At 66.7% G+C, this 14,164-nt stretch carries 10 protein-coding genes; 4 read left to right on the top strand and 6 right to left on the bottom strand.

Features of this window, described 5'->3' with window-relative positions:
• Positions 1–4 precede the first annotated feature (4 nt).
• The 3 genes from A5695_RS11640 to A5695_RS11630 are packed head-to-tail and all read left to right on the top strand — an operon-like array spanning position 5 to position 1,784.
• Entirely contained in the window at positions 5–661 is a 657-nt protein-coding gene (locus A5695_RS11640; RefSeq protein ID WP_068081356.1) for an Mce protein, read from the top strand.
• Positions 658–1,281 (top strand): hypothetical protein, encoded by a 624-nt coding sequence (locus tag A5695_RS11635; protein ID WP_369830182.1) that lies wholly within the window; start codon positions 658–660, stop codon positions 1,279–1,281. The genes A5695_RS11640 and A5695_RS11635 overlap by 4 nt, the downstream gene beginning before the upstream one ends.
• Positions 1,282–1,292: 11 nt before the next feature.
• Positions 1,293–1,784 (top strand): CAP domain-containing protein, encoded by a 492-nt coding sequence (locus A5695_RS11630; RefSeq protein WP_068081454.1) that lies wholly within the window; start codon positions 1,293–1,295, stop codon positions 1,782–1,784.
• A gap of 255 nt (positions 1,785–2,039) precedes the next feature.
• Here A5695_RS11630 and A5695_RS11625 read toward each other — a convergent pair whose 3' ends face one another.
• From A5695_RS11625 to A5695_RS11610, 4 genes are all read right to left on the bottom strand, one after another.
• The gene (locus A5695_RS11625) at positions 2,040–2,618 is read right to left on the bottom strand and encodes a rhodanese-like domain-containing protein (protein ID WP_068081353.1); all 579 of its coding nucleotides are present in this window, start codon (positions 2,616–2,618) and stop codon (positions 2,040–2,042) included.
• A gap of 2 nt (positions 2,619–2,620) precedes the next feature.
• Entirely contained in the window at positions 2,621–3,982 is a 1,362-nt protein-coding gene (locus tag A5695_RS11620) for a rhodanese-like domain-containing protein (protein WP_068081451.1), read from the bottom strand.
• 283 nt (positions 3,983–4,265) lie between these two features.
• Entirely contained in the window at positions 4,266–4,577 is a 312-nt protein-coding gene (locus A5695_RS11615) for a hypothetical protein (protein WP_156749589.1), read from the bottom strand.
• 109 nt (positions 4,578–4,686) lie between these two features.
• Entirely contained in the window at positions 4,687–8,907 is a 4,221-nt protein-coding gene (locus A5695_RS11610; protein WP_068081445.1) for a bifunctional nitrate reductase/sulfite reductase flavoprotein subunit alpha, read from the bottom strand.
• A 312-nt stretch (positions 8,908–9,219) separates the two neighbouring features.
• On the opposite strand from A5695_RS11610, the gene A5695_RS11605 reads away from it, so the two are divergent.
• Positions 9,220–9,687, top strand: a complete 468-nt coding sequence (locus A5695_RS11605) for an LppP/LprE family lipoprotein (protein WP_068081442.1) — start codon at positions 9,220–9,222, stop codon at positions 9,685–9,687.
• A gap of 30 nt (positions 9,688–9,717) precedes the next feature.
• Here A5695_RS11605 and A5695_RS11600 read toward each other — a convergent pair whose 3' ends face one another.
• Positions 9,718–11,670 carry an acyl-CoA dehydrogenase gene (locus A5695_RS11600; RefSeq protein ID WP_068081349.1) on the bottom strand — a complete coding sequence of 651 codons (1,953 nt, stop codon included), beginning with the start codon at positions 11,668–11,670 and terminating at the stop codon, positions 9,718–9,720.
• 77 nt (positions 11,671–11,747) lie between these two features.
• Positions 11,748–14,102, bottom strand: a complete 2,355-nt coding sequence (locus A5695_RS11595; protein ID WP_068081346.1) for an ATP-binding cassette domain-containing protein — start codon at positions 14,100–14,102, stop codon at positions 11,748–11,750.
• Between the last annotated feature and the right edge of the window lie 62 nt (positions 14,103–14,164).

Raw genomic sequence — 14,164 nt, 5'->3', positions numbered from 1 at the left:
CAAGATGGCTGAAGATGCGGAGAAGCACGAAGCCGCCGATGTCACTGAGGAATTCAGCGAATCGACGGCGGCCGACGACAGCGATATCGCCGAGCAGGCCAGCGAGGCTGACGACACCGCTGAGGACCTAGCGGGTGCGAAGAACCGACTCGCCCGCCTACGGCGCCATGCGACCCCGCGGCTATCGCACACCGGGCGGGCGTTATTGGCCGGCGCCCTCGTGGTGGCGGTGCTGGCGGGATTGACCGGTTGGCTCGGCTACCGGGCCTACCAGAAGCACGAGGCCCAAGCACAGCGCGATCTGTTCGTGCAGGTGGCGCGTCAGGGTGCGGTGAACCTCACCACCATCAACTACACAGAGGTCGACGCCGACGTGCAGCGCATCATCGATCTGGCCACCGGAGCCTTCCGTGCGGACTTCGAGCAGCGGTCCAAGCCGTTCATCGAGGTCGTCAAGGCGGCGCAATCGAAATCCGAAGGCACCGTGACCGATGCCGGCCTGGAGTCACAGCACGGCGACGCGGCCCAGGTCCTGGTCGCGGTCGCGGTGAAATCGCGCACCGCCGGCGGCGAGGAGGCGCCGCGGGAGTGGCGCATGCGGATCGAGGTTCGGTCGGTCGGTGACGACGCCAAGGTGTCGAACGTGGTGTTCGTGCCATGACGACGTTGAGTGAAACCCAAACGCACGACGAGGAACTGGTCGACGCCGACGACGCGGCGACACCCGAGGAATCAGATGCCGTCGCCATCGAGGAGGGCCATGACGACGAGCCCGGTACCACGCGGCCAAGGCCACCGATCGCGTGGTCGCGCGTTGTCGCGTATGGGGTGTTGCCTGCGCTGGCGTTGCTGCTGGCGCTCGGCGCGGGCTACTTCAAGTGGGTGGTGGCCTCGTCCGATGACCTCGCGCGGGTGCGAGCGGAATCGGTGCGGGCCGCGAGCGAAGACGCCATCGCCCTACTGTCGTACAAGGCCGAGTCGGTGGACAAGGACCTGGCCGCCGCACGCGAGCGACTGACCGGAGACTTCAAGGACGCCTACACGGAGCTGACCCGCCGGGTGGTCATCCCGGGCGCGAAGGAAAGACACATTACCGCGGCCGCCAAAGTCACTGCCGCGGCGCCGGTTTCGGCGACCGCCAACCACGCCGTGGTCCTGCTGTACGTCAACCAGACCGTCACGATCGGCGAGGGTGCGCCCACCGACACACAGCCGGTTATCCGGGTGGCGGTGGAAAGAGTCAACGGCCGATGGCTGGTTTCGCATTTCGACCCGGTGTGAGCGGAGTGGTCATGATCGGATGGGTACGCGCGCTCCCCGCGGCCGTGCTTCTCGCCGCGCCGGTGCTGCTGCCCGGGACGGCGCATGCCGACAATAAGCGGCTCAACAGCGCCGTCGTCTCCGCGGTCTACACGCTGCAACACCAGGCGGGCTGCACCAACGACGTCATCAGGGACAACGCGCTGACGCTGGCCGCGCAGTGGCACGCCGACGACATGATGAACAACCGAAGCGTCAACGACGACATCGGATCCGATGGATCGACGCCGCAGGACCGGGCCAACGCCGCCGGGTTCCGCGGCAAAGCGTCCGAAACGATCGCGATCAACCCGGCCATCGCCATCAGCAGCCTGGAGCTGGTCAACCAGTGGTATTACAACCCCGACGACATGGCGATCATTCGCGACTGCGCGAACAGCTCCATGGGGGTGTGGTCGGAGAACAGCATGGACCGCACGGTCGTGGTGGCCATGTACGGGCAGCCGGCCCCGCGCAATCGATAACAGTTCAGCCGGTGCCCGCGGACCGCCGGACGGTCTGGCGGAAGCCGCTCGAATGTCGGACGTCCCCGCAGCGCTGGGCGTTGGTTGGCCCGGGTATGAGCGATTGGCGCAAGGCCATCTCTTCAGTCGGGCCACCGACCTGATTGACCTCGTCGCGTCGTCGTAGTCGTGCCGGCGTCGGAGGGGGCCGCGGCTTCCAGTAGAAATCTGTGGTAAGGCAACAGGTGTCGACTGCAGAGATCCGATAGACCGGGGTCAGCCGTCGAGCCGCGACACAACCGCCTTCACGTCGGGGGCGGCACCGCGGTTGTACGGCAATTTGGACAACACCGTGGCCATGGCGCATGTGTTGCTCAGCGCGGCGTACGTCAACCCGCCCCCGATCAACGCGGCAACCCACTTCAGCCGTGGGACCACGACGCTGCCCACAACGGACGACAGCACCACCGATCCGGCGACGAGCCGAACCTGACGCTCCAGTTCCCAACGCTGCGCGCCGCGGTCCACCTCGAAACCTTGGCCCTCCCAGTCGGTGATGCCCCGTTCCAGCACCCGCCCACTGATCAGCCCGGCGTCGCGCAACAGCGCTTGCGCCTCGGTCGAGCGTTGCCCCGAACGGCACACCAGCACGACATCGCCGTCGCTGCCCAGGCGCTCGGCGATCTCGGCGCCGTGTTGGTGCAGGAGATCGAGCGGCACATTGACGGATCCGGCGATATGCGCGGTTTCGAATTCTGCGGGGGTCCGCACGTCGACCACGCGTGGGGACTTAGGCGACTCGATCAGCCTGCGCAGCTCGATGGAGGTGATGGCGTCGACGGCAGGTGCGTTCATGGTTACTCCCAAGGCGTAACGGAGGTTGTTATCCCGAGCTTTTCGGCGTTGCCGTATTCGTCGTCGATTAGCACCACTTGGCGATGATGGCGGTCGAGGAGCGCGGCAGCGATCGATGCGCGGTACCCACTGGCGCAATGGATCCATAACTCGCGGTCCTGGGGAAACTCGCCGATGCGCTGAGGCAGTTCGTGCAAGGCGATGTTGATCGCGTCGCGGACGTGGCCGCTGTCGAATTCGCCGGGCTGGCGCACATCGAGCACGAGGACACGCGCGTCGTCGAGCACATCGATGAGGTCCTCGAAGCTCGCCACGCGATAGCTCCGCAGCTCGGATCCGGCAGCGAGCGCATGGATGTCGCCGGTGGCGCTGCCGGTCAGTCGGTCGACGCCGATGCGGGAGAGTTCACGCTGAGCTTCGGCCACCTGCGCGGCGTCTTCCCCAATCAACGTCAGCGGTGCGCCCCACGCGTAAAGCCAGCCAAGGTAATTGACGAAAGACCCGGAGAACTCGAAGCCATACGTGCCGGCCAGATGGCCGGACGCGAACGCTGTTCGGTTGCGCAAGTCGACGACCCATTCGCCGGCATCGATGCTCGCGCGAAGCTCGTCGGGATGCACCGGTTTTATGGGGGAGAGGTCCGGCGCGTCGGGGCCCGCCCTGTTGATCACGCCCATGTGCGCGTAGTAGGCGGGATACGCGGACAGCTCGGACAGCAGTTGCTCGACGTAGTCCTCTTCGTCCTGGGTGAGCGCCGGGTTGGTATGGCTTTCGTCGCCGATTGTCGACTCGTCGCTGTCTGTGGGGGCGGCCGAACAGAAGCTGCCGAAGCCATGGGTGGGATAGACGGCCGTGCTCGCGGGCAATTCGCCCGCAATCCGACGAACCGAGCGATACTGCAGCCGAGTCAATTCGGCGGCGTGCTCTTCGCCGGCCAGGTCGGTCCTGCCGGTGCTGCCGAACAGCAGGGAACCGCCGGTGAACACCCCGACCGTTCCGCCGTCAGCGTCGCGCAGCACATAGCTGGCATGGTGGTGCGTGTGCCCGGGCGTGGACAACGCCTCGAGGTGGAGTCCGCCCGTGTCGATCCGGTCGCCATCGCCGACGGGGTGGTGCGAGAATTCGACGTCTTCCCCGGCGGGAAGAACGTATTCTGCGCCGGTGGCTCGGGCGAGCGCCAGGCCGCCGGTCACGTAATCGTTGTGGATGTGGGTCTCGAGCACGTGCGTGATGCGCAGGCCTCCGGCCAACGCCAGCACCCGGTCGATGTCACGCTGCGGGTCGATGACCACCGCGACCTCGCCGTCGCTGACCAGGTAACTGCGGTCGCCCAACCCGGAGGTTTCGATAACCGATACGTCCACCATCGTTGTTCCAAGATGCTCGATTCGCGCTCGCCGACCGACCAGTCCAACCTAACCGCCAGCAAACCGGGTGTCTCCGTGGCTCCTTCACCTCGGAGGGGGGCGGTTGACAATCCGGATCCCATGGTGTGGGCGTTGATAGCGCGTAAGCACCGCTCAACGACTCATCGCTATGAGGTGGGGTCGAGTTGAATTCCGCAAACCGTTTGGCCACTGGGGCCGGCACCAATTTCAACCCCGGTGATTCCTTCTCCGCGCGGTCCAGACGCGGGCCGCGGAAGTGCTACCGGCTCGACATGGAGTCGGCGTCGCCCGGGAAGACGCGTCGCCCGTCGGCCGTGAAGTCGCAGGCGCACCATTGGCCCCGGTCCTGCGACCGCCGAAGCTGTGTCCCGCGCTTGCGCATCAGATGCTGCTTGTACACCTTGTCGCGCTGCTGCGGCGAGAAAGCGAAGTCCAAATTGATCGGCAACCCGGCCCAGTCGACCTGGTCGCCGGGCTGCTCGTCTGCCGCGCCACGCCACAGCCGGCACTGCAGTGGGCAGACCGGCCGCACGGTGGTGTCCTCGCGGGGCCCGTCAAAATCCAGAGCCACTACGTCCCTCCTCGGCGCGACCAATGACTGAATGGTGCAGCGAGGTTGTTTCAGCGGCAGGTGCGTGACGTTTCCGTCGTATTACGAGTCGGGCCGCAAACCAGGGGGCCTAGTAGACGTCGCGGTGGTAGCGCTTGTCGGCGCTCAACGACCGGACGTACTCCTTCGCCGCGTCGGGCTCGAGGCCGCCATGTTCGGCCGCGAGCTCACAGAGGGCGCGGTCGACGTCCTTGGCCATCGGGTCCGCGGTCCCGCAGACGTACAGTTGCGCCCCGTCCTGCAGCCAGCGCCACAGCTCCGCTCCGCGGCTGCGCATCAGATGTTGCACATAGATCTTGTCGCGCTGGTCCCGCGAGAACGCCAGGTCCAGCTCGGTCAGCAGCCCGTCGGCGTGCATCTGCTCGATCTCGTCGCGGTAGTAGAAGTCGCTGGCGGCGTGCTGCTCGCCGAAGAACAGCCAATTGGGACCCGTGTGCCCGAGCGCGCGTCGTTCCTGAAGGAACCCGCGAAACGGCGCGATGCCGGTGCCCGGGCCGACCATGATCATCGGCGTATCCGGGTCGCGGGGCGGCCGGAAATTGCTCGATGGCTGCAGATAAACGGCGATGCGATCGCCGGGGGATCGGTCGGCGAGGTAGGTCGAACACACCCCGCGGCGCGGGACGCCCTGGAAGTTGTAGCGCACCGGCGAGACCGTCAGATGGACCTCTTGGGGGCATTCCTTGGGGCTCGACGAGATCGAATACAACCGCGGCTGAAGACGTTTGAGGACCCTCAGCCACTCGTGGGCCGAAGCGGACACCGGATGCTGCGCCAACAGGTCGATCGACTGGCGGCCCCACGTCCAATTGGTCAGAGCGGCTTTGTTTTCCGGCTTCAGCAGCTCGGCGAGCTTCCGGTCGCCGGTGCGCTCCTGGACGAACCGCACCAGATCCCGGCTGATGTGGGCGATCTCGATTCGCTCGGTGAGCGCCGAGCGCAACGACATCAGACCGTGCTCGCCGACCTCGACCGGGGTCTGCCCGTCCAGGCCCGTGACGGAGAGCCATTCATCGACCAGCTGGTCGCTGTTGCGCGGCCAGACCCCGAGTGCATCACCGGCCTCATAGCTGATCGTGCCCTCGGGCAGTCGAAACACCAGCTGCCGCACATCCTTCGCCGATTCCGGCCGGCCCAGCTTGATGTTTTGGGCCATGTCGGTGATCAGGGGATGCTTCTTGGAGTACCCGGCGGTCTTGGCCCCGTCGGCCGGTCGGGTTGGCGCGGCGACCACGGAGCTGGCCGGCACCGGCGCAGCCCCGTCGTGACCCACCGGTGCGGGCGTGCGGGACAGCGCCTCAATGACGCCGTCGAGCCATCTGGCCGCGGCGTCGTCGTAGTCGGGTTCGCAGTCGACCCGCTCGATGATGCGGGTCGCGCCGAGCTGGGCGAGCCGCTCGTCGAGCTTGCGTCCGTGACCGCAGAAGTCGTCGTAGTTGGAGTCGCCCAGCGCCAGCACCGCGTAGCGGGTGGCGGTGAATTGTGGTGCAGCGTTTGAGGTGAGCGCTCGCCAGAGGCCGGCGCCGTTGTCGGGCGGCTCGCCGTCGCCGGTGGTGCTGGTGACTAGCAACAGCTGCCGCGCCTTCGGCAGTTCGGTCACCGGGAAGTCGTCCATGCTGTGCAGCGCGACGGGCAGGTTTTTCTCGCCCAGCCGCGCCGCGACGTCGGCGGCGAGTTCCTCCGCGTTGCCGGTCTGCGATGCCCACAGCACGACGACGGGCGCCCGTTCGGCCGCCCTGGCTTCGGGGGGCCCGGTGGTCGGTTCCTTGACCGCCGGGGCCGGCGCTGCCCGTGGCGCGTCATTGCGCGAGAACAGGCCGGCGAGCAGGCCATCCACCCACAGCCGGGTGCCCGAATCGAAAGGAGCGCTTGTCGGCAGGGTCGGCACCCCGGCCGCGCATCGGCCCGCGTCCGATCGAAGGGCGGTCAGCATCCCGGCGAGATAGGAGCGGCCGAGCTCATCGAATTCCGGCACGGGCTTGGTCGCCACACCGAGCAAGGTGGCAAGGGCATCGACCTGTGACCCGCTGATTCCGGGTACCTCCGTGGGCGCCGGTGCTAATGCGTCGGCGTCCACCGATGGCTTCGCGCCAGTGCCCTGATGTGCCACGGGGACGGCAACTTTCGCCAATGCGACGGCGCACGCTTTGAATTCCGGTTGATTCGAGATCGGGTCCACCGCATCGTTGGTGACCGCGTTGATCGCCAAGTATTCGCCGAAGACGTCGTTCCAGTGGAACGGTGCGAAGCAGTTGCCGGGCCGCACGCGGTCGCTGATCGCGGCGGGCAGCACGGCCCGGCCGCGGCGGGAAGCGATTTCTACCGGGTCACCCTCGTCGATCTCCAGCCGTGCGGCGTCGTCGGGGTGGACTTCGACGAACGGCCCGGGATTGAGCTTGTTGAGCTTGGCGACCTTGCCGGTCTTGGTCATCGTGTGCCATTGGTGCGGCAGGCGACCGGTGTTCATCAGGAACGGGTAGTCGTCGTCGGGCATTTCCTCGGGCGGCAGGTGCGGGCGGGCGAAGAACACCGCGCGGCCGTTGGCGGTGGGGAAGGCCAGTCGGGGAACGCTGCCGTCTTCGCGCACCAGCCTGGTCTGACTGACGCCGTCGTTGAGGTAGCGAATGGGGTTGCGGTCGCTGGCGCTCTCGGGTGCGCACGGCCACTGCAGTGGGCTCCGGCGGAGCCGCTCGTAGCTGACCCCCCGCAGGTCATAACCGGTCTTCGGGTTCGAGAACCGCTTGATCTCCTCGAAGACCTCCTCGGCGGAGTTGTAGCTGAAAGCGTCCGAGAATCCCATCGCGCAAGCGATTCGGGCGATGAGCTGCCAGTCGGGCATCGCGTCGCCCGGGGCCGCGATCGCCGGTTGGAACAGCGTCATGTTGCGCTCGGAGTTGACCATCACGCCCTCGGCTTCCGACCACAGGGCCGCAGGAAGAAGCACGTCGGCGTATTCGTTGGTCTCCGTTTCGCCGAAGGCGTCCTGGGCGATCACCAGCTCGGCGCGCTCCAGGCCGGCCAGTACTGTCTTCCGATTGGCAACGGAGGCAACCGGATTGGTGCAGACGATCCAGCATGCCTTGATGTCGCCGGCGGCCATTCGGGAGAACATGTCGATGGTGCCGGTGCCGACGTCCGTGCGGAGTGTTCCCCGCGGGATGCCCCACTGGTCTTCGGTGAAGGCGCGGTCGACCGGGGACAGGACGGAGCGCTGTCCGGGCAATCCCGGTCCCATGTAACCCATTTCGCGGCCACCCATCGCGTTGGGCTGGCCGGTGAGTGAGAATGGGCCACTGCCGGGCTGGCAGATCTTGCCGGTGGCCAGGTGCAGGTTGCAGATGGCGTTGGTGTTCCAGGTGCCATGAGTGCTCTGGTTGAGGCCCATGGTCCAGCAACTCAGGAAATTCTCGGCCTCACCGATCATCCGGGCCGCTGCGCGGATGTCCTGCTCGGCAATACCGGTGATCTCGCTGACCGCGTCGGGGGTGTACTGCTCCAGGAAGCTGGGCATCACCTCCCACCCCTCGGTGAACTCGGCGATGAACGCGGGGTCGGTGTGCCCATTCTCGACAATCAGGTGCAGCAGCCCGTTGAGCAGCGCGAGATCGGAGCCGGGAGCGATCTGGAGGAATAGGTCAGCCTTTTCCGCGGTCGCGGTGCGGCGCGGGTCGACGACGATCAGTCTGGCCCCGGCCTTGACGCGCTCCATCATCCGCAGGAAGAGGATGGGATGGCAGTCGGCCATGTTGGAGCCGATGACGAAGAAGACGTCGGCGTGTTCGAAGTCTTGGTACGAGCCCGGCGGTCCGTCGGCGCCCAGGGAGAGCTTGTAGCCGGAACCGGCACTGGCCATGCACAGCCGTGAGTTCGACTCGATCTGGTTGGTGCCGATGAAGCCCTTGGTCAGCTTGTTCGCCAGATACTGCGCCTCGATGGACATCTGGCCCGAGACATACATGGCGAAGGAATCCGGGCCGTGCGCATCGATGATTGCGCGCAGTCGGTGGGCGGACTCTGCGATTGCGCGGTCGATATCGACGGGCTCGGCGGGCTCGCCACGATCGGCGCGCAGGTGCGCCGATTCCAGTCGCCCGGACGCCTTCAGCAAGTCCGACGTGGTGGCGCCCTTGGTGCACAACCGACCGAAGTTGGCTGGATGTTGTTTGTTCCCAACCGACTTCCCGATGTGGCGCTGGCCGCTCTCGGAGTTGGTTGTGACCTGCAACACCATTCCGCAGCCGACGCCGCAGTACGCGCACACGGTGTTCACGGCATCGTTGTTCAACGCCATGGACTCGGTGGACACGCCTACCTTCCCTCCATTGAGCACAACGGACTTACGTGAATGGTGCGACGAGGATGTTTCGGCACCGGGTATCGGGAGTTTCCCCCGTTTTACGGCTTCCTCTCACCGGCCCAGGTGCGGCCGTGAACTTTCGGGAATGCCGTATACCCCGAGGTCAGAGCAGGTCATCGTCGACCCGCCGGCCCGGGTCAAGGCTACCCGCGGGGCCCGATCCTTTACCTATCAGAACGGGGTCTCGGACCAAACAAACGGGACATTCACAGCCTTCGCTAAGCTCACCGGGTGCGTCAGCTGATTGTGATCTCGTTGATCCTGCTGGCCTCCGGGTGCGGCGGGCACCAAACCAGTTCGCCGCCGACCTCATCCGAGAAGTGCAAGGACTCCGACGGGCCGACGCCCGACACCGTGCAGCGGGCCATCGCGTCGGTGCCCCTCACCGTCGCGGGTAGCAGTTGGGTGGAAATCGCTCGGGGACATGCCAAGAAGTGCCGGCTGTATTGGGTGCAGATCATCCCGACCATCGCCAGCGAGTCCACCGGGCAGCAGCTGCTGTTCTTCGATCACAACACGCCGCTGGGTACCGCTACCCCAAATGCCAAGCCGTACATCACCGTCTTACCGCCGGCCGATGACACCGTTGCCGTTCGATACCAATGGCTCAAAGCCAACGATCAGCCGTGCTGTCCCAGCGGCAGTGGCACGGTGACGTTCGGGATAGGCCCGGACGGCAAGCTGAAGGCGCTCAGCCCGATCCCGAATCAATAACGTTGTAGCCCAACGTGAGCGCGCTGCGCGTCAGTTCACGACGGCGTCGGTCAGGTTCTCTGGGTGCAGCATCTCGGCGTAGCGCAGCTGTTCGGGTATCCCGAAACCGTCGACGAGTGTCTCAGCGTGCGGTCGCAGCACGCGACACCGATCGTTGATGCCACGCGTGACTGCCTTGGCCCGCTCGGTGGACAGGTACCGATGCTCGATGTACCACGCCTTGTCGTCCTCGATGACCGAAAGCGCGTACAGATCGCAGAGGCAGCCGAGCAGTTCGCGCGTCTCCTCGTGCGGGCAGGCGTCGATTCCGGCAACGAACGCCTCGAGCACCACCCGGTCGATGTGCGCGGACGCCGCGTGTAATACGTGGTCCTGCACCGCGTTGAACGCGTCGAACTCCGACGTCTCCTTGGATTTGGCCTGCAACCGACGGGCCACGGACGCCAACAGATATTCCTCGCGGTCCTCGAACATCTTGATCTGCGTGCCGCGGTTGAAAAGGCTGCCCTCTTCCTCACTGTCCTGGCGGGCATCCACGATCGTTTGAATAATCGTCTCTGCCGCTGTCCTTTTGACGACCCGCTCGCCGACGGTGTTGGCGGCGAAACGCACCCACTCGACCGGGCTCATGCTGCGGATGTCGTCGGCGTAGGCCGTCAGCAACTCCTTGGCCACCAGCTGCGTCAGCACGTGGTTGTCGCCCTCGAACGTGGTGAACACGTCGGTGTCGCCACGCAGCGCGACCAGCCGGTTCTCGGCCATGTAACCCGCGCCGCCGCAGGCCTCGCGCGCCTCCTGAATCGCCCGCGACGCGTGCCAGGTGTTGGCCGCCTTCAGCCCGGCGGCACGCGCCTCCAATTCGCGCTGCTCGTCGGCGTCCACCGCGTCCGCGGTCTGGATGTCGTGGCACTTGCCGACCAGCTCGTTCTGAGCGAACTGCAATGCGTATGACTTTGCGATCAAAGGGAACAGCCGGCGCTGGTGCACCAGGTAGTCCATGATCAGCACCTCGGACTCGTCATTGGGCGCGCTGAACTGCTTGCGCTGCAACGCATACCGCGTCGCGATGTCCAGCGCGACGCGGGCGGCGGCCCCGGCGCTGCCGCCCACCGTGATCCGCCCGCGCACCAATGTGCCCAGCATGGTGAAGAACCGGCGGTTGGTGTTCTCGATCGGCGAGCTGTAGGTACCGTCCGGCGCCACGTCGCCGTACTTGTTGAGCAGGTTCACCCGCGGGACCCGGACGTGGTCGAACACGATACGGCCGTTGTCGACACCAGGGAGGCCGCCCTTGTACTCGCAGTCCGACGTGGTCACGCCGGGCAGGTCGTTGCCGTCGGCGTCGCGGATCGGCACTAGCAGGCAGTGCACGCCGTGGTTGACCGGTTCGCCGTCCTCGGTCGTGATCAATTGGGCGAATACCGCTGCCATGGTGGCCGTTTCGGCCGCACCGCCGATGTAGTCCTTGCGCGCCGTCGGCGTGGGGGAGTCGATGATGAACTCCTCGGTGGCCGGGTCGTAGGTGGCGGTGGTCTCCAGCGACTGAACGTCGCTGCCGTGTCCGGTCTCGGTCATCGCGAAGCAGCCCCGCAATTCGAGGCTGATGATTTTCTTCACGTACGCCTCGTGGTGGCGCTCGGTACCCAGATTTTCGACCGCACCGCCGAACAGCCCCCACTGGACGCCGGCCTTCACCATCAGCGACAGATCCGACATGGCGAGCATCTCGATCATCGTGATCGCGGCGCCGATGTCGCCGGTGCCACCGTGCTCCTTGCGGAAGTTGTCGGCGGCGGCACCGAAAGCTGCCATGATCCTCATCTGCTCGGCCACCTTGGTGCGCGCGATCACGGTGTTAGGGGTGTAGTGCGGCCGGAAGAGGTCCTCGCTCATGGTGGACCGCAGCTGGTTCCTCGTGTCGCGCCACCGCCCGTCGAGGGCGTTGCGCAGCTGGTCGGCAATGGTGGTGGTCTCTGGCGCCATAACCCGACCGTATCTCGCGGTTCAAGCCGCCGGTATAACAACCCGATCCCAATCGGCGGTGCTGGTCAGCGACCGAGTCAGCCCCTCTTATTGCGCTGACCTCGGGGTCTGGCGCTGCCGGGCCGCAGCCGGTAGAGGGTGAGGCCGGCCGCCGCGACGCCGAGCAAGACCAGCATCGTCATGTCGAACAGCCACCAGCCGCTGTAGTGGGTCCACGTCAGGCAGTCGGCGGCCAAGGGGTCGACCCGGCGCAGGTTGGCCGTGGACGCCGACGCGGCGAAGCCCCAGCGGGCGGGCACCAGCCAGGAGAGCTGTTGCAAGCCCCACTTGCTCACCAGCTGAACGAGGCTTCCGTTGAACAGCGCCGAGGCCAGGATCACCGGCAGCAGCAGCGGCAGGACTTCTCCCAGCGACTTGCCCAGGCTCGACACGGCAAGTCCGACCACCGCGGACACGATGGCCGTCGCGGCCACGCTCACATAGAGCTCGACGGTGGCGTTGTGCAACAGGGCGGCGCGACCCGCCGGTTCGCCCTTGTCGGCGATGACGATGGCGAACACAATCGCCGTCAGGATCATCGCGGCGAGGCTGAACACCAGGATTTTGGCGGCCAGATAGGCCACGGTAGACAGCCCGAGCGCCTGCTCGCGGCGGAAGATGCGATGCTCGCGCACCACGGCGCGGATCGTCAGCGCGGTGCCGATGATCACCGCGGCGATGTTGAGTGCGGCCAGGATCTCGATGGCTTCGTGGGGGTGGGCGTCGCCGGCATGGGGCCGGGTCAGCCCCGAATCTCCCGGAATCAGCAGCGCCAGCCCCGCCAGCACGAACGGCAGCAGCACCAGGAACACGACGTAGAGGCGGTCGGCGAGGAGCAGCCGGACGTCGCGGCGAGCCAGCAACCGGACCTGCCGTCCCCGCGGGGCTTCGGGGGGCGGCGGCGCCGGTGGGGCGATCTCGGGCGGCGTGCGAGCCGCCGGCGGTTGGGCGCGAAACGCGCGGTGGGTTCCGTCGGGATCGGCGCTCACCCGTTCCAGCACTTGCGACCAGTCGGCGCTGCCCAGCGCGGATTCCACTCGCGCGGGCGGCCCCATGAACGCCGTCGCGCCGGCTGAGGTCAACACCAACACCTGGTCGCACAGGTCGAGGTTCGTCAACGACGTCTGCGATGACATGGCCACCACCACCGCGCAGCCGATGTCGGCCTGGCGCCGCAGCATCGTCATGACGTGACGTTGTTGCTGGGCATCCAGGCCGGCGGTGGGCTCGTCGACGACGAGCAGCGTCGGCCTGGTGAGGAGCTCGACGGCGAGCGCGGCGCACCGTCGCACCTCGGGTGAAAGCTTGCCGATCCGTGTGGACCGGTGCTCCGAGAGATTCAGTTCCTCGAGGACTTGACTGATCACCCTGTCGCGTTGGTCTCGTGAAACGTCTTGCGGGAGGCGCAGTTCGGCGGCGTACCGCAACGCCCTTTCGACGCTGAGCTGCCGGTGCAAGCGGTCCTGGGCCGAGACGATGCCGATGCGGGTGCGCATGGACGCCGGCTCCGCATGCACGTCGTGGCCGTCGACGGTGACGCGTCCGGAGCTGGGTTGCCCCGTCCCGGCGAGCAGACCGAGCAGGGCGGAGTTGCGGGTGGCCGACGGCCCGACGACGGCGGTGAAGATGCCCGGACGCGCCGAGAACGAGATGCCCGACAAAGCGTCGCGCCCGTCGACGGTCAGTCTCAGTTGGTATGCGGTCATCCCGAGGGTGCGGGCCTCGGCCTTGAGCGGCAATCGATAGGTGGAGTCTCCGGCGTCCGTCGCGTCGACGGCCGGACGCGGGACGCGGAATTTCGAGGTGATCATCCGTTCGATGAGACCCGGACCCTTGACCTGTGCATCCGCCGCCGGGACCGGTTGGGCGGGTGGAGCCGGCTGTGCATGATCGGCATGTTCGGCCGCCGTCGGCTGCGGCGGCAGTACCTGCATGCGCTGGGTCTCGCGCTCAGTCGGGGCGGTGGGTTGCGGCGGGATGGGAGGAGGCGGCGGGACTTGCCGCGGCGGGTAGGCGGGCGGTCGAGCCGGCCCGGGCCGGGGCGGCCCGGCCGGGTGAGCGATTTCGAAAACCAGCCGGGGGCCGCGCTGTGGGTCACCGATGCTGATCGCGTGACCACTGCGGATGGTGACCGTCGAAGCCCGTGCGCCGTCGACGAAGATGCCGTTGTGGCTCAGGTCGATCGCCACCCAGTGGGTGCCCGCGAATCGCAGCACCACTTCGGGGCGGGGCGCCGGGGGAGGTGCGGTGGGAGTTCCGAGGCGTTCGAGGGCGATGTCGCTGCCCGGGCCGTAGCCGACGATCACGTCGCGGCCGGGTGAGAAGTCGAATCGCGCCGACCCGACCCACACGGTCAACGGGGAGGCTCTGAAACCGGAAGCCTCGGGCCGCATGGCCGCCACCTTTCCTCAACACCGGTCAGATCGACCTAGTGTCTACCCGCCAACCCTCGTCC

The sequence above is a fragment of the Mycobacterium sp. E1747 genome, assembly GCF_001667775.1.
Classification (GTDB): Bacteria; Actinomycetota; Actinomycetes; order Mycobacteriales; family Mycobacteriaceae; genus Mycobacterium.
This window is presented reverse-complemented; position numbering and strand designations above follow the sequence as displayed.

What these genes read in the sequence shown, in the direction of transcription:
- A5695_RS11640 (WP_068081356.1), top strand. Translation starts at nt 5, where the DNA reads ATGGCTGAAGATGCGGAGAAGCACGAAGCCGCCGATGTCACTGAGGAA.
- A5695_RS11635 (WP_369830182.1), top strand. Translation starts at nt 658, where the DNA reads ATGACGACGTTGAGTGAAACCCAAACGCACGACGAGGAACTGGTCGAC.
- A5695_RS11630 (WP_068081454.1), top strand. Translation starts at nt 1,293, where the DNA reads ATGATCGGATGGGTACGCGCGCTCCCCGCGGCCGTGCTTCTCGCCGCG.
- A5695_RS11625 (WP_068081353.1), bottom strand. Translation starts at nt 2,618, where the DNA reads ATGAACGCACCTGCCGTCGACGCCATCACCTCCATCGAGCTGCGCAGG.
- A5695_RS11610 (WP_068081445.1), bottom strand. Translation starts at nt 8,907, where the DNA reads ATGGCGTTGAACAACGATGCCGTGAACACCGTGTGCGCGTACTGCGGC.
- A5695_RS11600 (WP_068081349.1), bottom strand. Translation starts at nt 11,670, where the DNA reads ATGGCGCCAGAGACCACCACCATTGCCGACCAGCTGCGCAACGCCCTC.
- A5695_RS11595 (WP_068081346.1), bottom strand. Translation starts at nt 14,102, where the DNA reads ATGCGGCCCGAGGCTTCCGGTTTCAGAGCCTCCCCGTTGACCGTGTGG.